The 25,354-nt window shown below is 40.1% G+C and carries 22 protein-coding genes; 13 read left to right on the forward strand and 9 right to left on the reverse strand.

Features of this window, described 5'->3' with window-relative positions; all coding sequences use genetic code 11:
* Positions 1-26: 26 nt before the first annotated feature.
* The 4 genes from NOS7524_RS19280 to NOS7524_RS19295 all read right to left on the reverse strand — a co-directional run bounded on the left by NOS7524_RS19280 (position 27) and on the right by NOS7524_RS19295 (position 2,165).
* Complete coding sequence (locus tag NOS7524_RS19280; RefSeq protein WP_015140160.1) at positions 27-584, reverse strand: peroxiredoxin; 558 nt, start codon at positions 582-584, stop codon at positions 27-29.
* Between the two features lie 139 nt (positions 585-723).
* The gene (gene sipA / locus NOS7524_RS19285) at positions 724-987 is read right to left on the reverse strand and encodes a regulatory protein SipA (RefSeq protein WP_015140161.1); all 264 of its coding nucleotides are present in this window, start codon (positions 985-987) and stop codon (positions 724-726) included.
* Between the two features lie 155 nt (positions 988-1,142).
* A complete protein-coding gene (locus tag NOS7524_RS19290; RefSeq protein ID WP_015140162.1) occupies positions 1,143-1,661 on the reverse strand; it encodes a Coq4 family protein in 519 nt (172 codons plus the stop codon).
* Between the two features lie 6 nt (positions 1,662-1,667).
* A complete protein-coding gene (locus NOS7524_RS19295) occupies positions 1,668-2,165 on the reverse strand; it encodes a Spy/CpxP family protein refolding chaperone (protein WP_015140163.1) in 498 nt (165 codons plus the stop codon).
* A gap of 194 nt (positions 2,166-2,359) precedes the next feature.
* On the opposite strand from NOS7524_RS19295, the gene NOS7524_RS19300 reads away from it, so the two are divergent.
* The gene (locus NOS7524_RS19300) at positions 2,360-3,568 is read left to right on the forward strand and encodes a sensor histidine kinase (protein WP_015140164.1); all 1,209 of its coding nucleotides are present in this window, start codon (positions 2,360-2,362) and stop codon (positions 3,566-3,568) included.
* Positions 3,565-4,224: a response regulator gene (locus NOS7524_RS19305; protein WP_015140165.1), complete on the forward strand. Its 660-nt coding sequence runs from the start codon at positions 3,565-3,567 to the stop codon at positions 4,222-4,224. Before NOS7524_RS19300 ends, NOS7524_RS19305 begins: the two co-directional genes overlap by 4 nt.
* A 59-nt stretch (positions 4,225-4,283) precedes the next feature.
* On the opposite strand, the gene NOS7524_RS19310 is transcribed toward NOS7524_RS19305, so the two are convergent.
* Positions 4,284-4,709, reverse strand: a complete 426-nt coding sequence (locus NOS7524_RS19310) for a nucleoside deaminase (RefSeq protein WP_041555852.1) — start codon at positions 4,707-4,709, stop codon at positions 4,284-4,286.
* 64 nt (positions 4,710-4,773) lie between these two features.
* On the opposite strand from NOS7524_RS19310, the gene NOS7524_RS19315 reads away from it, so the two are divergent.
* Positions 4,774-5,568, forward strand: coding sequence for a potassium channel family protein (locus NOS7524_RS19315; protein ID WP_015140167.1), 795 nt, complete (start codon positions 4,774-4,776; stop codon positions 5,566-5,568).
* An 84-nt stretch (positions 5,569-5,652) separates the two neighbouring features.
* A complete protein-coding gene (locus NOS7524_RS19320) occupies positions 5,653-5,892 on the forward strand; it encodes a DUF3134 family protein (protein ID WP_015140168.1) in 240 nt (79 codons plus the stop codon).
* Between the two features lie 127 nt (positions 5,893-6,019).
* On the opposite strand, the gene NOS7524_RS27895 is transcribed toward NOS7524_RS19320, so the two are convergent.
* Both NOS7524_RS27895 and NOS7524_RS19330 read right to left on the reverse strand, forming a co-directional pair.
* Entirely contained in the window at positions 6,020-7,987 is a 1,968-nt protein-coding gene (locus tag NOS7524_RS27895) for a caspase family protein (protein ID WP_015140169.1), read from the reverse strand.
* Between the two features lie 160 nt (positions 7,988-8,147).
* The gene (locus tag NOS7524_RS19330) at positions 8,148-8,930 is read right to left on the reverse strand and encodes an ABC transporter permease (protein WP_015140170.1); all 783 of its coding nucleotides are present in this window, start codon (positions 8,928-8,930) and stop codon (positions 8,148-8,150) included.
* Between the two features lie 183 nt (positions 8,931-9,113).
* Here NOS7524_RS19330 and NOS7524_RS19335 point away from each other — a divergent pair, with 183 nt between their 5' ends.
* The 3 genes from NOS7524_RS19335 (at position 9,114) to NOS7524_RS19345 (ending at position 11,263) form a co-directional block, all read left to right on the forward strand.
* Complete coding sequence (locus tag NOS7524_RS19335) at positions 9,114-9,737, forward strand: exopolysaccharide biosynthesis protein (RefSeq protein ID WP_015140171.1); 624 nt, start codon at positions 9,114-9,116, stop codon at positions 9,735-9,737.
* A 60-nt stretch (positions 9,738-9,797) separates the two neighbouring features.
* Positions 9,798-10,316, forward strand: a complete 519-nt coding sequence (locus tag NOS7524_RS19340; RefSeq protein ID WP_015140172.1) for a hypothetical protein — start codon at positions 9,798-9,800, stop codon at positions 10,314-10,316.
* Between the two features lie 119 nt (positions 10,317-10,435).
* Positions 10,436-11,263, forward strand: coding sequence for a DUF928 domain-containing protein (locus NOS7524_RS19345; RefSeq protein ID WP_015140173.1), 828 nt, complete (start codon positions 10,436-10,438; stop codon positions 11,261-11,263).
* Positions 11,264-11,362: 99 nt separating this feature from the next.
* Here the strand turns inward: NOS7524_RS19345 and NOS7524_RS19350 are convergent, their stop codons facing one another.
* Positions 11,363-13,987 carry a CHAT domain-containing protein gene (locus tag NOS7524_RS19350; RefSeq protein ID WP_015140174.1) on the reverse strand — a complete coding sequence of 875 codons (2,625 nt, stop codon included), beginning with the start codon at positions 13,985-13,987 and terminating at the stop codon, positions 11,363-11,365.
* 334 nt (positions 13,988-14,321) lie between these two features.
* Between NOS7524_RS19350 and NOS7524_RS19355 the strand changes: the two genes are divergently transcribed.
* The 4 genes from NOS7524_RS19355 (at position 14,322) to NOS7524_RS19370 (ending at position 18,883) form a co-directional block, all read left to right on the forward strand.
* Entirely contained in the window at positions 14,322-14,579 is a 258-nt protein-coding gene (locus NOS7524_RS19355; protein WP_015140175.1) for a hypothetical protein, read from the forward strand.
* A gap of 139 nt (positions 14,580-14,718) precedes the next feature.
* Complete coding sequence (locus NOS7524_RS19360; RefSeq protein ID WP_015140176.1) at positions 14,719-14,976, forward strand: hypothetical protein; 258 nt, start codon at positions 14,719-14,721, stop codon at positions 14,974-14,976.
* 185 nt (positions 14,977-15,161) lie between these two features.
* On the forward strand, positions 15,162-17,354 hold the full coding sequence (locus NOS7524_RS19365) for a peptidase domain-containing ABC transporter (RefSeq protein WP_015140177.1): 2,193 nt from the start codon (positions 15,162-15,164) through the stop codon (positions 17,352-17,354).
* 26 nt (positions 17,355-17,380) lie between these two features.
* Entirely contained in the window at positions 17,381-18,883 is a 1,503-nt protein-coding gene (locus NOS7524_RS19370) for an HlyD family efflux transporter periplasmic adaptor subunit (RefSeq protein ID WP_015140178.1), read from the forward strand.
* 32 nt (positions 18,884-18,915) lie between these two features.
* Here NOS7524_RS19370 and NOS7524_RS19375 read toward each other — a convergent pair whose 3' ends face one another.
* On the reverse strand, positions 18,916-23,301 hold the full coding sequence (locus NOS7524_RS19375; RefSeq protein WP_015140179.1) for a two-partner secretion domain-containing protein: 4,386 nt from the start codon (positions 23,299-23,301) through the stop codon (positions 18,916-18,918).
* A 289-nt stretch (positions 23,302-23,590) separates the two neighbouring features.
* Here NOS7524_RS19375 and NOS7524_RS19380 point away from each other — a divergent pair, with 289 nt between their 5' ends.
* Both NOS7524_RS19380 and NOS7524_RS19385 read left to right on the forward strand, forming a co-directional pair.
* The gene (locus NOS7524_RS19380) at positions 23,591-24,496 is read left to right on the forward strand and encodes a CHAT domain-containing protein (RefSeq protein WP_015140180.1); all 906 of its coding nucleotides are present in this window, start codon (positions 23,591-23,593) and stop codon (positions 24,494-24,496) included.
* A 6-nt stretch (positions 24,497-24,502) separates the two neighbouring features.
* Positions 24,503-25,324 (forward strand): hypothetical protein, encoded by an 822-nt coding sequence (locus NOS7524_RS19385; protein WP_015140181.1) that lies wholly within the window; start codon positions 24,503-24,505, stop codon positions 25,322-25,324.
* Positions 25,325-25,354: the final 30 nt, after the last annotated feature.

The raw sequence follows: 25,354 nt of genomic DNA on the forward strand, positions 1-25,354 counted from the left end.
ATTTTTTATCTGGAAGTCACTATCAGTTAAGAAGCTGCGGATTGTAACTGTTCCAGTCTTGCCAAAACTTCTGCACTGTGGACAGTTGGATTAACTTTCACAAAAGTTTCGCGCAAGATGCCCTGGGGGTCGATGATAAAGGTATGGCGTGAGGATAAAAATCCCAGCCAAGAACCATAAGCTTTGCTGACAGCGCCAGTAGTATCAGCCAATAAAGGGAATTTTAATCCTTCAGAATCACAAAATTCCGCATGGGAATCTATATCATCAGCACTGACACCGACAATTTGCACATTTTTGTCGAGGTATTTCGGTAAATCTTGCTGAAAACGACGGGCTTCAATGGTGCAACCAGCAGTAAAGTCTTTGGGATAAAAGTACAGAACTACCCATTTACCACGCAAGTCAGAGAGAGCAATTTGTCCATCACCTGTATTGGTAGGCAGAGTAAAATCTGGTGCAGGTTGATTAATTGCAGGAAGTTTGCCCCCAAGTGCATCAGCAGCAGGGGCAAAATTTAACCAACTGATGACAGCAAAACAACTGACAAATAAGATATGCAGAAAATTGCGGCGGGAAATCATGATGTAGGCAAGAATAACAACTTTACATAAGTTTACAATTCTTAGCTACTGAAAGTTAGTAGGCTGCGTCAGATATGAATAATTTTTTGATACAGCTAAGTTTTCTCGCACTGACGCACCCTACATTTTGGATATGTTTTTATTCGATATCCTTGTGTGTCTCTGGTTCCTCAGTAGCTGGAGGCTGATCTACACTTTCAAGGTATTGACTATCTAAAAGAAAAGCTCCTTTCTCAAAGCGGATACCCCAATATCCACCGGGACGACGATCTAGGACTATGCCTTGATCACCCACTTGAATGATATCCGGGGGGCGTAACATGGGCATGGGGTCTGCGGTTTTGATGTAGGGCGGTAATGCTACAACCCTGACTTTACTACCAATGGTAAATTCTTCAGACATACTAAAAAATGAAAAGAGCTATGAGTTTTGATCAACTCATAACTCATAGCTCTCAACTTTACTAGAGGCGTGAGTGAATATTCTGTTGTGTTGGGAAGGAGATAAAGGAAAAGGGTAGCATTTTTACCCTTTCCCTGTCTTCTGCAAGAAGTCTATTAACTTGGGGCTATGGAAAATAATTTTTGTACTTCATTTAAGGGTAAGTGCCAAAGTAATTCCGGTTGCCAAGTGTCTGGATCAAACTGAGACTGACAGCCACGTTGGTAGGCTTGCCATAATCTGTCCCAACTAAATTGTTGGCGATAATTGAGATTTCTATGGATGACTCGCAACAGTCCTAGCGTCAGCATCATATTAAACAGGTGAAACTTAGCCCCTAATAAAAATGCTTGTACTTCAGCTTCATTAATAGGATCTGTACCGTAACCTGTGAGGACATGAACGCCATCATGGAGTTGTTTCCGTCGGGTGCCAGTGGTGAAAGGTTTGATGTGATTGACATCGAGGAAATCAGCCCAAGTTCTGCCAAAAGTGCCTAGAGGGAGCGATCGCAATTTCTCTATTGCCACGATTGCTGGCACATTTTCACCCCTAGCGGCGGTGATGTCATCTATTAAGTCTAAAAATTGTTGTAGGCGAGGGGTAGGCTGAGAGTCAGCAGCAAATGGTTGCATGATCATTTAGCGATTATTATTACGTTGCTGCCAACGCTGACGACGATTGGCTTTGAGTTCTTGTAGTTTGGCTTGCTGTTCAGGAGTCAAAACTGCTTGCATTTGTTTTTGAGATTCTTCCCGAATGGCGCGCATTCTGGCTTTTTGGTCATCAGTTAAATTCAAGTCAGCTAACTTCATACCAGGACGTTTACCTGCTTGGGGGCGATCGCCTGGTTGACGCTGCGCTCGGCGTGCTTGACGTTCTTGACGAGCAGCTTCTAGTTTGGCTTTTTGTTCTGGGGTGAAAACTGCTTCCATTTGAGTGCGGGTGTTGCGCTGAATTTCTTGAATTCTGGCTTTTTGATCTGCTGTTAATTCCAAAGCTGCCCAAGGGCCTTTTTTAGCAGCTTGTGCAACTTGAAATCGGGAATTAGAGAAGGTTTGTGCTTGTACAGCCAAGGGAGTTGCGGTTAAAGTCAGAGCGATCGCGCCAGCTAACAGGGATAATGATTTGAGTTGCATTGATGACCTCGTGTTGTTTTCTTGTTGAGTCTGCAACTATCTTATGAACTAACATTCCTAACTAACATGAGGAGAAAGTCACGAATACACCCATGACTAAAGTCATGCTTGAATTATGATTTAGGTTACTGGTAAGACTTACAACAATAGACTAGATATAGAAAAATCAGTTTGTTAATTTTAAACTTGTTATTATGGGTCGTCCTATTCAAATCAATAATCATCCGTTCCGCTTCCTGCTTTATTTGGAATGGATACTACTAGCAATTTCTATCATTACATCTGTATGGCCACATTCTTCGCCAAGGTTTGCTAACAGATTTCCCGAACTGACAATTTTAAATCTGACTATTTTTGGCTTAATGGGCTTAAGATTGCCTACAGGTAATCAACTAACTAAAATTATCTATACAGCTTGTGGAATTAGTTTAATATTTATCACTGGTTTATTTGGTAGTCGGGCTGATCGGTTGTTTCCATTTCTCTACATAATTATTGTCATTCGTAGTTGTTTAATCTTTCAGTTACCTGGACGTTTATCAGTTACGTTTATCTCTTTTACTTTGTTTTTATTATCTCTCATCTATCGGATGCCTCGTTATCCATTGCCACTGCCAGCGCAAGAAAGATTCCGATTTTTTACTTTTAATTTAGCTTTAGTATTTGGTTTAAGTTTAGTATTTGTTTTACTATTAATGAATACTGTATTATCTGAGCGTCAGAGCCGAGAAGAATTAGCTGTTGCCAATGAAAAACTCAGACAGTATGCTTTACGAATTGAAAATCAAGCCACATTAGAAGAACGCAATCGCATCGCCCGTGAAATTCATGATTCTTTGGGGCATTCTTTGACTGCTTTAAATCTGCAATTAGAAACTGCTTTAAAACTTTATCAAGCTAATCCCGATAAAGCTCAGAGTTTTTTAGCTAGAGCTAAGGAGTTGGGTTCTAAAGCTTTACAAGATGTGAGACAGTCAGTTTCTACTATGCGATCGCATCCATTACAAGAACAATCTTTAGCACAGGCTATTGATAACTTAGCGGAAGACTTTCAACGTTCTAGTAATATGATATTACATCGTCATATTAATCTTGAATATCCCTTATCAACTGAAGTTAATACTGCACTTTACCGAATTATTCAAGAATCATTAACAAATATTTCTAAGCACGCCAGAGCTACAGAGGTGAATCTGGAAATTTCTATTAACCGAGGCAGTTTACATCTGATAATTCAGGATAATGGCAGAGGATTTGATATCCAGCAAAATACTACAGGGTTTGGTTTACAAAGTATGCGCGATCGCACTTTAGCTTTGGGAGGTAAGTTTACCATTAATAGTGCGTTTGGTTGTGGTTGTCAAATTACAGTCGATATCCCTTTAGGTAGATTAATTTCATGATTACAGTTTTATTAGTAGATGACCAAAGTTTAATTCGTCAAGGCTTAAAAGCTTTATTAGAACTAGAACCAGATTTAGAAATTATCGGTGAAGCAGAAAATGGTCAAATGGCGCTGGAACTCATTGCTCAATTATCACCTGATGTAGTGCTAATGGATATTAGAATGCCGATTATGGATGGAGTTGCAGCCACCAAAGAAATTCAAAAAAGTTTCTCTTGGGTGAAAGTCTTAGTTCTCACAACCTTTGATGATGATGAATATGTGAAAGCTGCTGTACAACATGGAGCAATGGGTTATTTACTCAAAGATACACCTTCGGAAGAATTGGCTGTTGCTATTCGTGCAGTTCAGAAAGGATATACGCAATTAGGTCCAGGAATAGTCAAAAAACTTTTGACACAATTTCAGAATATGCCACCCCAAACATCACCTGTACCGCCTGCTTTAGCTGAACTTACTCCTAGAGAAAAAGAAGTTTTACAATTGATTGCTTCAGGTGCTAGTAATCGAGAAATTTCCCAAAAACTATACATTTCTGAAGGGACAGTAAAAAATCATGTAACTAATATTTTAAATCGCTTGAGTTTGCGCGATCGCACCCAAGCTGCTATTGTTGCCAATACTTATTTATCTTATTTGAATGAATCAACTTAATAACTTTCTACAGTTATGCTATCTCAGCCTATGATTTTTTACATTTGACTCTCTTGATTTTAAGTAAACAAACTCAAGCATTCCTGTCTCAAAATGCCCTTAGTAACTTTGATGTTCCTGAATGATTTCGCAATTACTTCCTCACAAGAGATATTAATTTGTGACTGATTAATGGCAATTAAATCAGCAATTGAAGCACCATAGACAATTTCTGTAATTCCACTCCAAACGCAAGCCCCTGCACACATAGGACAAGGCTCACCAGTGGTATATATGCTATAACCTTCTAAAGACAAGTTTTGACGTTGAGCAGTTAAACGACGAATGACATTAATTTCTGCATGGGCAGACGGATCACAATCTCTATCAACAGTATTGTAAGCCGTTGCCACAACTTGATTATCTTTAACAATTACTGCACCATAAGGTGCATCCCCCTTTTGAGCTTCTGTAATTGCTAGGTGCATAAAATATTCTTGGTTCATATTAGTTTGATAGTTCAGCAAGATAATCGGTAAAAATACCATATTTAGATGATTGATGGGAAATATGTTACTGAGTAGAAAACAAACAGAATTTTACTTAACAGACCTAGAAACACCGATAGGTAGAGCAATTAACTTAACAATTGCCGCCTTAGTCTTATTATCATCAGGAATTTTTGTAGCGCAGACATACAACATACCTGATGATGTTCGGTTTCAGTTAGATTTAATCGATAAAATTATCTTGATAATTTTTGCTATAGAATATGCTCTGCGTTTATGGAGTGCAGAAAATAAACTAAATTATCTTTTAAGTTTTTATGCCATCATCGATTTAATGGCTATCTTGCCCTTCTTTATAGGGTTTGTAAATATTAGTTTTATTCGGTTACTCCGATGGTTTAGAATTTTACGTTTAATTAGATTTATAGACAAAAAAGTTTTCTTTGGCAGTCTTAGTACAGAGGGTAGTATAGTTTTTATTCGCATATTATTCACATTATTTGCGATTATCTTTGTTTATTCTGGCTTGATTTATCAAGTAGAACATCCTGTAAATGCCCAAGTTTATAGAACTTTTTTAGATGCTTTCTATTTCTCAGTCGTCACAATGACAACGGTGGGATTTGGTGATGTCACACCGATTTCGGAATTAGGGCGATTGTTGACAGTCTTAATGATTTTGACTGGAGTTACTCTGATTCCTTGGCAAGTGGGAGATTTAATCAAAGGTTTGGTGAAAACTGCTAATCAAGTAGAAATAGTTTGTTTAGGTTGTGGTTTAGCATTTCATGATCAGGATGCTGAGTTTTGTAAACGGTGCGGTGCTAAGTTACCCAAAAACAGAGTTGATGAATAGGCAAATATCAACCATAGGGAGGAAGCCTTTACCACTACACAAATCACACTGGTAATTACAAGAGCTGCTTCGGGGGTAAAAATCATGGTAAAACAATCTAACCCTGCCCTCCACGAAGAACCTCGTCACCTACCAGCTCCGATTATTCCTCTCAAACAAGAGGAATCTTTGCTTGATTGGTTGCACAGTACGGGTAGATTAGTGTCTTACCCATCTGTTGACTTCTATTACGAAGACGAGGGAGAAGAAGAGGAAGAATACGTGGCAGATATGGTAGATGAATTTGACTTTCCAGCAGAAGAAGTAGAGGATTTAGAAGAGTAATTTTACTCACCGACAGGATTAAATCCTGTTGGTGGGTATTTTAAAGATTTTTATATTTGAAAATTGAGAAAATTGACAGCTACAAAATCCCGGTGTCTCAAAAATATCGGGATAATTATGACCAAAATTACGGCCAATTTATACCGAAATCACTACAATTTTTTGCATTCAAAGCATTTTTGGCACTCTGTTCACTCATGGCTCCTTGTTGAACTAACGCTTTATATCTATCTCTATCTTGAACACACGAGAGCTTTGCTGCTGCATCAGTTTTCATTTTCTCAGCAGTCTCTGTTGTACCCAAAAGTGACTGTGATGGAATACTAACGTTAGGCTTAGGTAGAAGTGTCGTTCCTTGATGGGAATTATTGATTGGTAATGAATTATCAAGTGGAGGAAGTAATGGTGTCTTTAGGTTGCCAAAACTTGGTTGTAACGAAGTCTTAGGTTTAGGAAGTGAGGGTATTTTTAACGTTTCTAAATTTGGTTGGGCAGAACTGTAAGGCTGGGGTTTGGGTAAAGTTATCTTCCAGTAGCTACAGTTTCTCTCTTCCATTGATGCTCTAATTGACTCATCATCCCTTCCAGAATTATTTTTGAAGAACTCCCATAATTGCTTTTGTGAAAGACACCAAGATTTCGGTGCGGTTCCAAAAGGTGGCTCTGATTTAGTCTTGTTATCAGCAGGTTTTTCTGGTGATTCTGTTGGAGAAGGAGACGGTGGTGAAGTCTCAGATTTAGTAGTAGGTAAGATGATACCCCAATATTGACAGTTGTTCTCTTCCAGAGAAGCCCTAATCGACTCCTGTTTGAATACCTCCCATGATTCTTTTTGTGAAAGACACCAAGATTTCGATGCGGTTCCAAAAGGTGGCTTTGATGGATTGCTAATACTTTTTACCAACATATTTATGACTATCCAGGAGCTTCCACCAGCCAAAATAAAGATTCCTACACCAACATTTATACCGTTCCAGATAGAACGTTGAGAATTATTTTTAGGTTTAATTTCTGGTTGAATTTTCTTTGGTACAACACGAGCCAATATCGGCTGGATATCTTCCTCTTTGAGTCCTAACGCTTGTTGAAAAGTTATTAACTCATTACGAGTGTTCTGATCAAAAGGATATTGCTTGTTAATTTCCTCAACTAATACCTGCTCATATCGCTGCAATCTTTTTTGGTATTCTTGGTAGGGTTTGAGAACCTCAATTTCAATTGCGGTTGCTTCTTCAGGTAACAATCCTAAACTTTGCCTTTTTAAATCTAAGGTACTACGCCCAATGGCAGAAATTACACCACGACTAGCAAAACGTTCAACTTCTTGGCGGTACCTCAACTTGGGATCACCAATGGGTGCTTTAGCTAACCGAATCTTGAAACCTTCCTTAACGGCATAGATTTCTGGTTGCATGGCGGGAGCTGCTTCTTTAACTTTCTTTTTGGCGTACTCATGCAACTCATCTATAGAAATTACACCATCGTTATCTTGATCTGCTGCTCCTGTTTCAATACCTTCGACGACATAACGAGTATAAATTGAGAGATTGTCTCCCTCTTGTTGAAAAGAATATTGTGTAGAAGTAGAAGAGGTGAGAATAACTCGCCCCTCACCTCCTAGTTGAGTGTGAATATCTACAGAACCATCATCTTTAGCTGATAAGCCTTCTGCAAATGCACCACTAAAACAACAGTCGAGAATAACAACTTGTCGCTTACTGCGGCTCTCACTCATAATATTGTGAATAAAATTAGCAGGGACTGCTGTAGCCTTGACGAGCCGCCCTTGAGGATTTTTGCGAGTGAGGCGAGTTGCTAAGTAAAGTTTGCCAGTTTCATCTTTGATACCATGACCAGAAAAATAAAGTAATATGAGGTCGTCTTTACGGCGATCGCAAAATAATGTCTCAATCGCTTCGTGCATTTTCTGAGGATCGGGATTTTCCAGCTTTTGGATATCTGCTTCGGCAAATCCACACATTTCTGGATGCTGCAAAACTTGAGCGATCGCTAGCACATCTTTGACTGAGGCTGGTAATGGATTCAATCCAGGTTCATACTCACTGACTCCTATTAGCAGTGCTAACTTCGCCATTAGCCTCTTCCTCCTAATTTTGAGATGTCTTAGCTGGCTTCCACAATCATTAACTTTTGCAGACAGATTTGCTATTGACATCACATCTTCTCTGTAAAATTCCTGAGATGTTCTCCATATTTTTACAGAATTTGTTAAATTTCGATAGGAAGGGCTGAACCTAACTCGAAGCACTGGTATAAAATCGCAATGCAAACCGCCAAAACCGACTAGAAGCCCAAAACAAAGCCAGTGCTAATAAAGCCGCACCTATCAACCAGTGAATCTGCACTCGCCCTAACATCACTTCAGCTGGTACTGTAGTTAAAAATGTGACCGGCACTATAAAAGTGAAGAAAAAGCGGTAAGCTGCGGGGTAGGCTACTATCGGATATCTGCCAGCTTCCACTAAAGCCCGCAAAACTTCAGTCACATTGTAGATTTTTACAAACCAAATGCTAGTCGCCCCTAACATAAACCACAGGCTATAAAGAATCATCAAACCGCACAATAAGGGGACTAAACTCAGCAGATAGTTTTCCACTCTTAAACCCAGACGTTGCCCTGCATAGCCAATCACAATGCTACCAAAAATTAAATCTGGAACTCCCCAAGGGGAAATGGTATAGGTAGAAAGCCAAAACTGACTGCGGATTGGTTTGAGTAATATAAAGTCTAAAGTTCCCTCTAGGACATGGCGAACGATGCGGTTAAGATTGGGTGCGAGAAAGGTAGCAGAAAAACCTTGCAATAAAGTAAAAATTCCCAGAACCACCAAGGCAGCCTCCCATGACCAGCCAGTAAAAGTATAGCCAGTCCGGTAAAATAAGAATAATCCAAACAGACTACCCGCGAGATTACCTAAGCTGCTGAGGGTAGCTATCAAAAAGTTGACTCGATATTCTAATTCTGCGGCGATCGCCGCACTCCAAAATAGTCTCAGGACTTTCCAGTATTTTTCCATTTTGCACCCATCACCTAACACCTGCTATTTCAGGCGGTAACTTGATGTAATCTTAACAATATTCATCCTGTTGCAAAAATTCTTAACGCTAAGATATTGTATGCACATTCTTTATCCTGTGGGATTATATGCAATTTAATTTGCCACAACCGATTAAAAGGCACAGAAAATAATCAATAACTTATGGCTAAACTCTCCAACGAATTACAACGATACTTTTTTGAAGAAACCAGACCAGCAAAGGTAACTTTAGTAGATATTTTGTTGCTGGCTGAGGAAAGAATTTTTGGCTTTTTATTGGTGATTTTGTCTTTACCATCAGCTTTACCTGTACCTGCACCTGGTTATTCAACTCCTTTCGGTGTCTTAATTTTCTTGTTAGCAGTCCAGTTAATTGCCGGTGCGAGAACTCCTTGGCTACCCCAGAAAATGATGAATCATCCCCTGGAACTAGAAACAGTCCAGGGATTTTTAAAAGCTGGGATTCCTTGGTTACGAAGAATTGAAGCGATCGCGCGTCCGCGTTTATCTTATATTTGTACTACGTTAACAGGCAGAGTCACCATTGGGATGGCGATCGCCTTAATGGCAATTTCGATGATGATTCCCATCCCTGGAACTAACACCCTCCCAGCAATGGGTATTTTCGTCACAGGTTTTGGCTTACTAGAAGACGACGGTGCTATTAGTTTAGGTGGTTTAGTTCTGTGTCTCATGGGACTAATTTTAACTACTTCGATTCTGATGGCCTTAGCTTGGGGTGGTTCCAGTCTCCTAGATATCATCAAGACTTGGTTAGGGCGCTAATTTAGAAAAATCCTCCTAGGGGTGAATGAACTCAAAACAGCAGAGGTTGACAATATCATCATGACTGATATCAACCTCTACTTGTTTGTAGAAAACCTGCTATTTTTCTTGATTGCCACTGCTTTTTTTGTGGTTGTGGGTTGGGTGTGGAGATATGCCAAGCCCTATAACCTGCCAGAACCGCTACCAGGATGGTTTAAAATTTGGTTTGGTACGGTGCAAGTGTTGGGAGGATTATTACCACTGTTGGTCATGGTATGGTGGGGAGTCTTTCAAGGCTACACTTCTGTATTAATCATCTTTGGTTGGTACTTTGTGATGTTGGCGTTACAAATCCTCTCAGAAAGTTTAACTCTGAGGCAATTTCACAATGTAGTTTGGGTGATGGTTCCTTACCTTTACGTACCTTACCGTCTTTGGCAACTGTATGAAGGTTTGACAATCCTAGATTCGGCGAGTGAATTACTGTGGATACGTAATTTATTGATTTTAGAAATTGTGGTTTGGGCTGGGAACTACGCCTTAGATTTAGCTCAATTACCCAGGTTATGGCGTTGGGAACTCAAAGAACCTAATTAATTTGATTCATAGGAATTACGAAACTGGTTCATAATTATTAGTTATTGCTTTTAACTATGGACTACTGAATCTTTATAATGACTTATAAATACAAGCAAAAAATATACCTTGTTAAGCCGATGAAATGGCTCTTAGCAATTGCTCTGACTTTGAGCAGCACTACTCAATATTCAACACAAGTAATAGCCCAAACTAAACAAACACCAACTACAAAGCAGGGTGTACAACCAGTTAAGACACCTGCTTCACCTCAAAAACGTACCTCTCGACCAGTTTTTGTGTTGCCAAAAGCACCTGCTCGGTTAAGTCCTATATCTGGGCGTAGAGCAGGAATGGGTAGTCGGGATAATTGTCCTGCGGTTGCAACTGCACTCACTGCCTTAGTACCATTGCAAGAGGAAAAAAAGGTTAGCAAACACACAGACAAATCAGTTATAGGCATTGTACAGGGGTTAACCACCTCTGAACGACCTACATTTTGGTTTTACGTTCCTTACACTCATGATTTGGCTAGCTCCATCGCTGAGTTTAGCTTACAGGATCATGGAGGCGAAGATGTTTACAGAAATGCGATCGCCTTACCTCCCCAACCTGGTATCATTGCTGTTTCTCTTCCTGAGAATGTTAGCTTAGAAGTAGGTCAAACATATCGTTGGTATTTCAAAATTCGTTGTAGACAACAGACAACCAGCGTTCCTGTGTATGTAGAAGGAGACATTCAAAGAATCAATTTAGATTCTCGTGTAACCCAGGAATTAGCAGCCGCAACTAATCCCCAGCAGAAAATTTTCATCTATGCCAAAGAAGGTATTTGGTTCAACGCTTTAACTCTGCTAGCACAATTACGCCGTGCTAATTATCGTGATCCATCTGTTGAAGCAGATTGGCAAAGTTTATTGCAATCAGCAGGTTTGGATCATATTGCTACATCTCCTCTATTGAATTAGACATCTCCAGCAATTAAATATGCGTTTTCCAGAAACCTTGTCGAGAGGTTACATGGAACGTTTCTACATTCTTTTTCACCAGATGTTTATCCTGAATTTCTACAACCAATTACCAACTAAGATGTAGGGGGACCAGTACATAGGACGGTTGTATTCTGGAGTTTTGAGTAGTGTTAATTGAGCCAAGCGTAAAGCTTCTGCTGTAGTTTTACCAGCGATTAATTGACTGTAAAATTCATCAATAAATAAAGCTGTGGAGTTATCGCCAATTTGCCACAGAGATGCTAAGGTACTCCGCGCACCAGCACGCAAAGCCACTCCTGCTAATCCTAATGCAGCTCGGTTATCTCCGGCTGCTGTTTCACAAGCACTCAAAACCAATAATTCCACTGGCTCTGTGCGTTTTTGCTCTCTACTTTTGAGTAAGTTGTCTAGTTCACTGACATTGATGCGTCCATCAGCAGCTAGGATAAACGTGTCTTTTGCTCTAGAGCTAAATTGCCCGTGAGTTGCCAAGTGAACAACTCTAAAAGGTTGAGCATTGATGGTTTTTCCTAATGTCGTACTCAAAAAATTTTCATCTAACAATGTGGTTGTGGATACGCCTGATTCCTGAATTAATTTCAGTTCAACCTTGACGTTAGGAAGCGGTGTAAAATCTTCATCTGGCGGTGGTTGTGAAAGTCCACCAGCCAGAGCGTTTAATCTGGACTGTGCTAGAGGTTTGGGAGTAAACAATTGTAGTCCTGGGCTAACTGCTAAAGCGTAGTTCTGGACTAAATACTCTTTGCCATCAGACAATGCAGACATGGAGATATTTCGTAGTGATCCGTCAGGGATAAAGACAAGGGTATTCACTCCACTACTTTTGAGGTCTGTTTCCACTGGTTTAATTAACCACTGATACAGCTTTTGGGAAGCTTGCTGAAATTGCTGAATACCATCAGGTTCTACTATCTTTTCTCGCATTTGGGCGATCGCTTCCTCTAGTTTCTCACGCTTGACCACAGAAGTTTTACGGATCAATGGTTGCTGAGGTAGCTTGAGAATCACCTCTAACTGGTTCTCTAAGATAATCGGGTAAAAAATAGCAGTATTAGGATTATCTATGTCTATTAACTTGTCCAAAAGCACAAATTGGTTATTCAAGCAAGCTTCTCGGAAAAAATTGTCCAGTTCTGCCAGTTGTAAGGCTTCGATTCGTTTGCGAACCTTATCTAAATCAGGCTTGTTTTCTCCTTGCTCTTGTAAAAGCAACTCTACCGATTGGCGATAAATAGGTTCTACACTATCACGGAAATTAAATTGCACCTCTCGGTTGACTGCAACTAAATCACTGCGGAGGGATTGCAGTGTGGCAACTGCGCTATCATAAGCGGCTATAGCTCCTGGGATATTTTCCTGTGCTTTGAGTAAGCGTCCCAACTGCCACTCCCAACGATAAGCTATATCTAAAGCATCGATTTTTTGAGCTAGCAACAACGCTTGTTGGGTTAAATCCTGGGCTTCTTGCCGTTGACTGTTCTGCTCGTAAACTTCTCCTAAACTTCCTAGCCCATAGGATTCGGCACGTTTGTCACCTATTGTTCTGGCTTGTTGAACGCTGGTTGCTAAAATTTCTGCAATATCTTTTTTATGAGCAATTTTGATGATCGTGCGAGCAAAATTGATCTGTGCATAGATACCAGCTTGAGTGGTAGGTAAAGTAGCTAATTGAGATTGAATGGTGGGTATTAATGTTTGGGCTGCTACTATTTGTTTATTCTCCACCAGTAAGCTGAGTTGATTGATCAGAGCTTGAATCTTGGTGAGTGGGGTAGGTGCAATTTGAGCTGCATTTTCATAATGGGTTATGGCAGCATTAATTTTACCTAAGCCTCTAGCAGTATTACCAAGAGAAAATTCTGTCAGACTGATTTCTAAAGGCAGTTGGAGACTTTGAGCAATTTTCCTACTTTGTTGTAAATTTTTCCAAGACTCCTCTAAATCACCTAATTGTTGCTGCACATTCCCCAGAGAACGCAACGCCGTCACTTTTGCCAGTGAGTCAGGTTGAGTTTGCAACTGTTGAGAAACTTCTTTCAATATATTTAAGCTACGGCGGTAAAAACCTGAAACTCTCAGAGCTTGTGCTTGGTTAATACGACTGCGCGTCACTCCGTCCTGATTTCCTAATCGCTTCCAGATTTGCTCCGCTTGTTGTGATGTTTGCAAAGATACATCAGCCTGCCCTTGGGACAGTTGCAGTCCACTTTGAACATCAAGAGTATTACCTAGAACTTCTAGTAATTCTGACTTAGGATTGTTGACATTTAACTTTTGATTGCTCTCATCCCAACCTAGTAGATTTAAGCTACTATCAATAGCTGTTGTAGCTTCTTGCCATGAACCAAGTTGCTGGAATGCTAGAGAAAGATTCGTTAATGCTACAGCTTGTGCGAATTTATTGTCTTCTCGTTGATATATGCGAACAGCTTGTTGGAGAACTGTTACACCTTCGCTAAACCGTCCAGCTTGATAAAAAGCTTCTCCTTGCTCAAGAAGTTGCTGTGCTGTGGCGATTGGAGATTTAGTAGTTTGGGTGTGAAAATTGTCTAATAAATTCGTCTGGGGTTGTTTGGCGTAGGTGTTGGGGATAATAACCAGGGAAAAAGCAAGACTAAATAAGACTATATGAGTCACCACCAATCTCAACAGTCGCTTTGTTATCTGAAGCTTTTGCATATATCACACCTTACTGAGACACGCGACAAAAAGTTGGTGTTTAGCAATTTAATTAGGAAACTTGCGCCACACGCTCCATATTGTTACTACCATCCACTACACAGCCACCGACTTACTTATATAAGTGAGCATAGTAGCAAATTAGAACTGTTGAATCAAGTGAATAAAATTAACTCACTGCTACCAATCAATAATCAGGAAGGTTAACAAAGCTCAAAACCTCTAATGCTAACGGTGAATAAAACTAACTCACTGCTACCAATTAAAAAGTAGAGGAAAAGCCAACGAGCTTCCCTGCGGATAAACATCTCACCTGAAATTAAGGAGAAAAAGAATGTCCAATATCAAAATCAAGGTTCAAATCTTCAACAATATCCCTGGTATTGAAGACCTTACAAATCAAAATGCTGCTGCTGTTTCTGGTGGTTCTAGTGGTTTTATGGGTGGGAGACAGTCTCATAATTACCATTACAGAAGAAGATCAGATCAGCAGCATTTCAGTGCTTTAAGTGCTGCTCTCCATCGTCGTGGTTTAAGGCTTCCTTCCTCCTTAACCCTCTTAAGCCGGTTTCCACATTTTTTCCCTCGATAACTAAGCTCAAAGCCTCTGATGTTAACAGTGAATAAAATCAACTCACTGCTACCAAATAAAAATTAGAGGACAAGCCAACAAGCTTACCTTCAGTTAAAACTCTCATCTAAACTCTCATCTGAAATTAAGGAGAAAAATAATGTCTAACATCAACACAACATCTCAAGTATTAAACAACATTGCTGGGGTCGAAGACCTTAATAATGAACAAGCAGAGGCTATCTCAGCAGGTGGTTGGTTGGGTATGGGTCTTACTACTTTAGCTCGACTAGGTTATGCGACGTATAATTACTTCACCTGGAAACCATCTAGATCTACACTCAATAGATGGAAAAGAAACCCCAATACAATGGTTCGTGACTTTGGTGCAAAAGTATTATTTGGTGCGCCTTTGTAAATTCACCAAATTGGAGAGAAGGGAAAGCACAGCCATTTATCTAAATTTAGGCTCTGTCAGACTTCGGCTGCTCTGACGATGGCGTAAGCCTACCCGCAGGGTACTTATCTCCTACAACTGTAGAGACGTTGCATACAACGTCTCTACATATTCCCCTACAAAGCATCAAATACTATCACCTAATTATGAAATACCAAACTGTCCTCCAACATAATGAAGAAGATTGTGGAGCAGCTTGCATTGCCACTATAGCCAAACATTACGGACACACATTTAGCATACATCGAGTGCGGGAAGCGGTAGGTACGGGTTCACGGGGAACTACTTTATTAGGTTTGAACCGGGGAGCGGAAGCTTTAGGATTTAATACTCGCCAAGTCAAAGCAAATGAGGAATTTCTCAACTCTTTGCATAATGCTCCTTTACCTGCAATTATTCATTGGAAAGGCTATCACTGGGTAGTTTTATATGGGCAGAAAGGCAGAAAATATGTAATTGCTGACCCTGGTGTTGGTATTCTTTACCTTACCCGTGAAGAACTACTTGAGGGTTGGAGTAATGGCATTATGTTGTTACTGGTACCGGATGAGATTCGCTTTACTGAGCAGCCAGAGGATCAAATTAACGGATTCAAGAGATTTTTAGCACGAGTTTGGCCTTATCGGTTGATTTTAGCTCAAGCGATCGCTATTAACTTTGCAGTGGGTTTGCTTTCTTTGACTTCCCCCATTATGATGCAAATCCTCACGGATGATGTATTAGTACGGGGAGATATGCAATTACTTAAAACTGTGGCTATTGGGGTAATTGCTATGAATTTAATTAAAAGCACTATTGGTTTGGTGCAGTCGCACTTGATTGGTCATTTTGGACAGCGATTGCAATTAGGTTTAGTTCTAGAATATGGCCGCAAACTCTTACATTTACCCCTTTCTTATTTTGAAGGAAGACGTAGTGGGGAAGTAGTTAGTCGCATAAATGATGTTGATGCTGTCAATAAATTAGTTTCAGAAATTGTTCTTGGTTTACCGAGTCAATTTTTTATTGCCTTAGTATCTTTGGGCTTTATGCTGTTTTATAGTTGGCAATTAACTTTAGCCTCAATTTTCGCATTTATTTTGGTAACAGCTATCAACTTGCTATTCTTGCCAGCACTACATCAACAAAGTCGTAAAGAAATTATTTTAGGAACAGAAAATCAAGGTTTTCTTGTAGAAACTTTTCATGGAGTCCAGGTACTAAAAACAAATCAAGCTGCGCCCCAAGCTTGGCAAGAATACCAAGCTAATTACGGTCGGATGGCTAACTTGGGATGGAAATCAATGAAATTACAACTTTATAGTAGTACAATTACTGATTTTTTCTCAACATTAACTAATATTAGTGTTCTTTGGCTAGGCAGTTTTTTAGTAATTAATAATACCTTATCTATCGGGCAATTGTTGGCTTTTCATGGAATGAGCGAAAACTTTATGCAATTTCTGAGTTCAATTATTCAGTTATTTGATGAATTTGTAACCGCTCGTATTTCTGTCCAACGTCTGATAGAAGTTATCGATACTCCCCCAGAAAGTGAAAATGACTTTAAAAAACCTTGGGCAGAAATTTCTGGCAGTGCAGATATTACTTGTTCTCAACTTAATTTTCATCATCCTGGTAGAGTTGACTTATTAGAAGATTTTTCTTTAACTATTCCTGGTGGTAAAGTTATAGCCTTAATCGGTCACTCTGGTTGCGGTAAAAGCTCTCTTGCTAAATTAATTACTGGGTTATATCAAGTCCAATCTGGTAATATTCGCTATGGATTATATAATCAGCAAGATTTATCTTTAGAATGTTTACGACAGCAAGTTATATTAGTTCCCCAAGAACCTCACTTTTGGAGTCGTTCAATTATTGATAATTTTCGCTTCAGTTATTCCAATATTAGTTTTGAACAAATAGTTAAAGCTTGTCAAATTGCTGGTGCAGATGAATTTATCAGCAAATTACCGGATAAATATCAAACTGTTTTAGGTGAATTTGGTGCCAACCTTTCTGGAGGACAACGGCAGAGATTAGCTATAGCAAGAGCAATTGTTACTGACCCATCTATATTAATTTTAGATGAATCTACAGGCGCTCTTGACCCTGTAAGTGAAACTCAAGTTTTGGATAGATTACTTTATCACCGTCAAGGCAAAACAACAATTATGATTAGCCATCGTCCTAAAGTTATTCAACGTGCTGATTGGATTGTATTGCTAGAAAATGGCAGATTAAAAAGTCAAGGTACTCCCGATGAATTACGTCATATTCCTGGAGAACATTTAAGTTTTATCGACGATATTTATACTTATAACAATGGTTTTAAATCTTCTTTGCTTATTCGTAAATAGTTAATCTATATAAATAGTTAGCACGTATGGTCAGCAACTCTCAAACAAATTTTTTACCTTCAGTTCAGGAAAACGAGTTTCTCCCACCAATTAGCCGTTGGACTACATTTGGGGGACTATTTATCCTTTTTGTACTGTCTTTAGCTGTTCCCATAGCTTCAGTTGTGAAATATAAAGTTACTGTCAAAGGAGAAGCAGTTGTTCGTCCTGTGGGTGAATTACGAATTGTTCAAGCTGCGACAGAAGGACAAGTAATGCAGATTTACGTCCAAGAAAATCAAAAGCTGCAAAAAGGAGATAAAATTGCCAATCTTGACGACTCTCGACTGCAAACCAAAAAAAAGCAGCTGCGAACGAATATTCAACAAGCTCGGTTACAACTATTGCCAATCCTGGCTCAAATTAATGCCCTAGATAGTCAAATTCGAGCCGAAAGCGATCGCACTCATCGAATTATCGCTGCTGCTCAAGCTGAACTCAAGGGACGCGATCGCGCTCATCAAGAAAAAAAGATTGCCAGTATCACCGAACTCCAAGAAGCAGAAGCCAATGTCAAAATAGCTCAGTCAGAATTAAATGCTGGAAAGGCGCAGTTACAATCGGCACTAGCTAACTTACACGCGACTGAGGCATCTTGGAGAACAGCAACATCAAGGCGGAACCGATATGAAAGCGTCGCCAAAGAAGGGGCATTATCCCGCGATCAACTTGAGGAAGCACAATTAGGTGTGAAGCAGCAGGAGCAAGCTGTACAGGCGCAAAAAGCTACCGTTAAGGCACAAGAAAAAACTATTGAGCGGCTCAAACAAGCTGTTTTAGGGGCTATTGCCAAACGCGATCGCGCTCAAGCTGCTCTGAATCCCAGTCATGCAGAGATAGCAATTGCAACTGAACGTATTGCTCAAGAAAAAGCTTCTGGGCAAGTGAATCAAGCAACTTTAGAAAGGGAACGTCAAGGACTTCTCAAACAAAAAATTGAAACAAGAAAACAATTAGAGCGTGAAGAAAGCGAACTTAAACAAGTTGAAATCGACTTGCAGCAAACCACTATTACCGCTACAGCAGACGGGATCATTTCCCGACTCAATTTGAGAAACCCCGGCCAAACTCTCCGCGCAGGGGAAGAAGTTGTGCAGATCGTTCCCAGTCATGCGCCTTTAGTGATTAAAGCAGCTGTAGGTTCTGGAGAAAAAGGTAAGATAAAAGTCGGTCAAAAAGTGCAAATTCGAGTCACAGCTTGCCCTTATCCTGATTATGGTACTCTCAAAGGCGAAGTTAAGGCGATCGCTCCCGATACGGTGAACTCGCCCAAAAACGATGCCAATGGTGATATCAAATCTACCTCCAAAGCAACTGCTGTAGGTGCTGTTTACGAAGTCACAATTGAGCCAGAAACTTTGACTTTAGGTCACACTACCAAGAGATGCCAAATCCAATTGGGTATGGATGGCAGAGTTGATATTATTACCCACGAAGAAACCGTACTACAATTCTTACTCCGTAAGGCCAGGTTAATCACAGATTTTTGACATACTCCCCCGAATAGAAACGGGGGAGTGCGTCAAGATACAGGACAGGAAGCAGGTGTTTGCCAAGGGCTGTGAGGCTTCAATGCAGGAACTTGCGCCACCAGTTCCACATTTCCATTACCATCCACCACCCAGCCAGCAACTTCCACAATTGCAGTTGCTGCTGCAACTTTGGGAGTAGTTGAGACTGCTGTTGCTGGGGGCGTAATTTTTGTTGTCGCTGAATTTTCTGGTTGTGGTCTAAATCTCACCCAAGCTGAGAGGGTGCTAGCATCTTGCAATGGTTCAGCCGGACTCATGGGTAATCCGCCGCGTCCTGTAGCCACAAAAGTATTCTGGAATTGCTCAGTTCCTGGAGTGCAAGCATTGGCAATTTGCCGAGAAGCATCAACTAGATTGATGGGTAGTTCCACTAAGCCGCGACTGGGATCTACGTCAGGCGGAGTAATTTCTATGTTGCCACTCAAATCAGGTGTCGCACCTTTGGCAGTCATGTCACTTGTGTTTGGGGATGGTTCTTGTCTAGACTGAATGCCAAAGATACCAGCAGCATTCCTGATAGTCACATTCCCACCACGAAAGTTTTCCGAATCAGCGCGAATGTCGCTATTTTCCTGGGGGACAGCAACAATAAAACCATTTTTCGTATCGATATTAATATTGCCACCAGTAATATCGTTGCCACTGGCGTTAGTCGTGATACTGCTACCTCGACGTAATAATAGTAGAGGTGAGTTGAGAAAGATATTTCCCCCACCACCCCTAGTATCAGCACGAATTTTTCCTTGGTTATCTAAAAGAATAGAATTAGCGTCAACTGTTAATGCACCTGCTTTCCCTGAACCTACACTACTGACTGTGATTTGTGCGCCATCCCTGACTGTTAGCTTTCCTGTCTCTAGAGTTAAGTCGCCGCCTGTACCGCTACCTGTAGTTTCAGCTGAGATGATAGAACCATTACCAGTAATAGTGATGGACTCAGGGGCTTTTACCGTCAATGTTCCACCTTGGCCACTACTCAAAGTAGATGCTGATATCTGCGCTCCATCTTCTAAATTAACCAGCAAACTCTGCCCATTATTTAGGGGTTGAATAGTCAGGTTGCCCGCCTTGGCTGAACTGAGGGTTTGAGCGAATAGTCCACTATCAGCACCAAGTTGCATTTCTTGGACGTTGACTGCAATATCACCAGCATTTCCACTACCAGAAGTAGAAGTCAGTAATTTACCCCCAGTTGTTGTTTGAAAAATCTCGGCATTGACTGTAATATTACCACCTTGAGAATTAGTCTGAGTTGTAGCATCCACAACAGCATGATCAACTACGCTCAGATTAGCGGTTGTCAGATTGATGTTGCCACCAGAACCAATGTCAGTAGAGCCTGTATTACCCAATAAATTATTATCGCCACCACTACTGGAGCGTAACGCACTACCAGCACCAGAGATATTAACTTGCTTGGTAGCATTGACGGTAATTTCTCCCGCTTTTCCCTGTCCGAGTGTCTGGGTTTGTACAATTCCGCCATTTGTGACATCAAGGGAACGAGCTTGCAAGTCAATTTTGCCACTATCTCCCCTTGCGCCTCCTGCCACCCCGCTTAATATTGAGCCATTGTCAACTAAAATGGAATCAGCTTTGATAGAGATGTCACCTGCATTGCTACCTTGTCCGAATGTGGTAGTGGCGATCGCTCCTCCATCTTTAACAATTAACCTCCCAGTCTCAATTATCAGATTGCCGGCGTTGCCAGTAGAGCCAATGGTTGCCTGAGTGAACACACCACTAGGAAATGTCGTTCCATCTGCCGTAGGATTTGGAGGATTAATACTGGTAGGAATATAACCAAATGGAGAACTACCAGCAGGTATTCCACTTAATCTAGTTACGTTAAATAATATACTAGGTTGATTACTCGTTGCTCCACTTACTTCTATCAAGTTAGTGGCATTAAGATGAATATTTCCACCTGTTCCACCGCTAAAAGTAGAAGCAGATATTTGAGCGCCATTGTCTAGGGAAATTGCAGGAGCAGTAATTTGAATATCTCCCCCCCTACCAGAGCCAAAGGTATTACTGGCAATGCCTTTAGGGTTGCCATTTTCATAGGCACCAAAAATAAAAGGCGCATTACTAGCGATCGTAATATTTCCTGAACCCAGCGTCCCTACTGAATAAATAGAGCCTGTATCAATCCTATCTTTGGCTTGCAGGCTAATTGTACCTCCCTGAGCTGCATTCCCATAATCAGAGTATGAGAAAGAGTTTAAATTGCCTGTAGTAATGCTGCCATTGAAGGAGTTTATAGTGATTAAGCCCCCATTTCCGGCTTTGCCCAAACTAGATTGTGAGTAAGAGTCCAAATTAGCAAGAATCTCGATATTACTATCTGCTTCAAGGCTAATTACTCCTCCATCTCCTGCTGTACCCTGATTAGAAAACGATAGAGAACCCGAAGCACCAAGAATTGCTACACTGCCATTTTTCGCTGCCAAGCTAACTGCACCGCCATCACCGGCTTGATTACCATTAACTGATCGTGAGGTAGAGAAAAAACCACCTAGGGGATTGCCCTCCACAAAACTTCCGATGTTAATGTTGCCATTCCAGGAAATCACATTGATTACACCACCATTTCCGGCAATGCCACGATTAGACTCTGAACCAGAGTCCAATGTTTGGGTAATATTAATATCTTTAGCAGCTTCAATATTAATCCTACCTCCGTTGCCTGCTGTGCCAAAAGTAGACTCTGAGGATGAATTCAAAACACCTGTAAAAAATATCCCTGTGAAAGTACCTATATCAATACTGCCATTAAAAGAAATTAGGTTTATAGCTCCGCCATTTCCCTTTGTACCAACTCTAGATATTGATTGAGATAACAAACCGCCCGTAGTATTGATGTTGTTTCTAGCACTAAGGCTAATAGAACCTCCGTTGCCTGCTGTACCTGCTGTGGATTCTGAAGAAGAGTCTAAATAGCCACTATAAATTTCCCCATTACTATTAATTGCGATTAAACCTCCATTTCCCGCACTACCAGATTGCGAATACGAGTAAGATAACAAATCGCCAGTAGTAATATTATCCAAGCCTGTAAAGGTAATCACACCACCATTTCCCGCACTACCAACACGAGAGTAAGAGTAAGAGAATAAATCACCAGTTTTAATGCTGTCGTTGGCTTGAAAATTAATAGCACCACCATTTCCCTCACTACCAACACGAGAGTCAGAATAAGAGAACAAATCACCAGTGTGAATGCTATTGTTGGTTTGAAAATCAATAGCACCACCATTGCCGGCACTACCAACACGAGAGTAAGAGTAAGAGAATAAATCACCAGTTTTAATACTATCGTTGGCAGATAAAACAATCCTGCCCCCATCCTTGGCATTACCAGAACGAGAATCAGACGAAGAGTCCACAATACCAGTAGTGATACTACCGCCTTTGGCAACAAGGGTAATTTCTCCCCCTTGTTTTGTATCTTGAGATACAGAGTAAGAATAAGATAACAAATCACCAGTTTTAATACTATCGTTAGCAGTTAAAGCGATCGCACCACCATGATTCGCCTCATTTCTCGTATCCAGAGTTTGAGTTTTAATTGCTCCAGCACTGTTAATTTCAATTGCGCCACCATTAGTAGTAATTGCTTTGGTAGTCACATCTCCTGATGTCGTTGTTAAGCTAACTTTTCCTATCGAATCATCATTACTGGGGTTTAAGGTAAGGTTTGTTTTTAAGTTGATTGCTTGATTGCCAATAAGTGTGATATTTCTTCCCGCCTTTAGCTGTCCTTGCAAATCAAGTGTGTCAGCTACTAGAGTTAAGTCTTGTTGGGGTGTTAAATTTCCCCTATTTGTAATCATTGCTCCTACCTGACTGGCTCCATACTGTAACCCCGGTGTTACATTGACTGTAAGTAATGGTGGCGCTTGGGGATTAGTTGCACTAAATTCACTACCATCAGGAAATTTCATACTATTGGCAGATGTGGCAAAAAAGGAACCACGAATATCTAGCCGCGCATTTTCACCAAAAATAAAGCCATTGGGATTAATTAGGAATAGGTTGGCTGTGCTGTTAGCTTTGATTAAACCATCAATATGAGAAATCGAGCTACCTGTGACTCGACCAATAATGTTTTGAATATCTGCACTATTGTTAAACAATGTCTCAAAGCCAGTAGGAACTGAAAAATCTTGAAAGCTGTGGAAGAGATTAGCTCCTCTTGTGGTTCCACCCTGAATATTGATGGTATTACCCTCTAATGTGACGCTGGAATTATTTGGCAAAGTCCCATCTGGGGTAATTTGAGCAACTGAGCTATTTGCATATAAGGCTACGACACTTGCAATGGCAATTCCTAAACCTTGCAACCAGTCTAAACGCATAGCTTTAGAAGACATTGCATTCTCCTATTTAACAGGATATTTAGCTCTTAATGCTCAATTAAGAGTATGGGTGTGAGCAGGATAACTGATGCACAAGTGAGCATACTACCAAATTGGTGTGACTGAATCAAGTGAATAAGTTTATCTCACTCCTACTAATTAATAATCAGTGAATAAGTTTATCTCACTGCTACCAATTAGTAATCAGGAAGGTTAGCAAGCCTGAGCAATTAAATAAGATATGCAGTTGGCCAATGAATGGAAAAATCTCAAAAATTTTAACAACTTCTACTAAAGTAAGCTCATGGAACAAACAATCTTAATTTTGGCAGCCAATCCTCAAGGCATAACACCACTGCGTTTAGATGAGGAGGTGCGTGAAATTGATGCTGGATTACAGCGAGCTAAACACCGCGATCAGTTTATCTTAAAGCAGAAGTGGGCAGTGCGACCAAGAGATATTCAGCTGGCAATGCTAAATATCAATCCGCAGATAGTTCATTTTTCTGGACATGGGACGGGAGATGAAGGTCTGGTATTTGAAGATGAAACAGGCCAGGCAAAGTTAGTTGATGGAGAAGCTTTAGCAGGACTATTTGAACTGTTTGCAGATCAAGTTGAGTGTGTTGTTCTTAACGGCTGTTACTCACAGGTGCAAGCAGAGGCGATCGCTCAATATGTTAAATATGTGATTGGCATGAAAAAGGCGATCGGAGATAGAGCTGCTATAGAATTTGCTGTGGGTTTTTACGATGCTCTAGGATCTGGACGATCTGTGGAATTTGCCTACAAATTTGGTTGCGCTGCAATTCGGTTGGCAGGTATTCCAGAGCAACTAACTCCGATTCTCAATAAGAAGCTAAACATTAATGAGAAACTTATTAATATCAATTGGACTGCATCTGAGGTATTTCAGGAACTTAATGACTCTGACAGAGAAATACTTACAGAACTCTTAATACGTAGTGGACGTGCCGAAGATTCTGCACGAAAAGCACTGTGTATAAAAATTGGTATTGAACCAAATAAACTTGGATTTTTAAGGCAATCTACTGACGCTGATTTCGCTTTAGAGCTAATTAGCTATTTGCATAGTATAGATAATAAACAAGCTCTTTGTAAAATTTGTAAGGAACTTGAAATTGTGTTTAAGAAAGGGAAGTACGTAGTTGATTTAGACAAAATTAAATTGAAACTTAATTGTAATTAAACATTTATGTCTATTGATTATTTAGAAAGATTCGATATAGACACATTAGTAGAATTGTTGCTCCGTAGCCAACAATTTCGCGAACGCAAAGCACTATGTATAAATATTGGAATTGACCACAAACGATTGAACTTTATCGAAAATACTTCAGATCATGACTTTTTTATCCACTTGACTCACTATTTAAATGAAACAGGTAATAATCATGCTATTTGTTGCCTTTGTTGTAAAGAACTATTACCTACTTTTAGCGATCAAGAAAATAGAGATTGCCTACAAAAAATTATAGAAAAGCTAGGATGCAATCAATCAAATATTGATAAATATCCTACTATCAGTTTATCCAAAAAAAGGACTTTTATGTTTAGTAGCCCATTTTTTCTACTTGGATTAATTGCAATTTGTGTTCCAGCCTATAACCAATTAGGAGCTAATACTCCTAATTTGAATTGTACTAATTCAAATCATAACTCACTTCAAAATCAGCAGGGTGTGGAAATAAAATTTATGAATTTATTTGATGGAATGTGTGCCGATCAATTACTAAATATCCAGGGTGAAATCAATGTTGACAAGGAGATTAAACAAATATGGATTGTGGTTAAACCTTTGACTGATAATAACTATTATGTTCAACCACCAGCTAACATAAATAATGGGGAATTTCAAGCCCAGATTTATATAGGAGAAAAAGATACAACACCGGGGACTAAATTTGAAATCCGTGCCTTTGTTGAACCTAACAATCAACTAAGTACGGCACAGAAACTGGACAATTGGCCGGAAGCAAGATGGCATTCTGATATTATTAGAGTTACGAGGAAATAAAAAGAAGTAAGATAGTAATTAAATTTTGTC

The sequence above is a fragment of the Nostoc sp. PCC 7524 genome (assembly GCF_000316645.1).
Lineage (GTDB): Bacteria > Cyanobacteriota > Cyanobacteriia > Cyanobacteriales > Nostocaceae > Trichormus.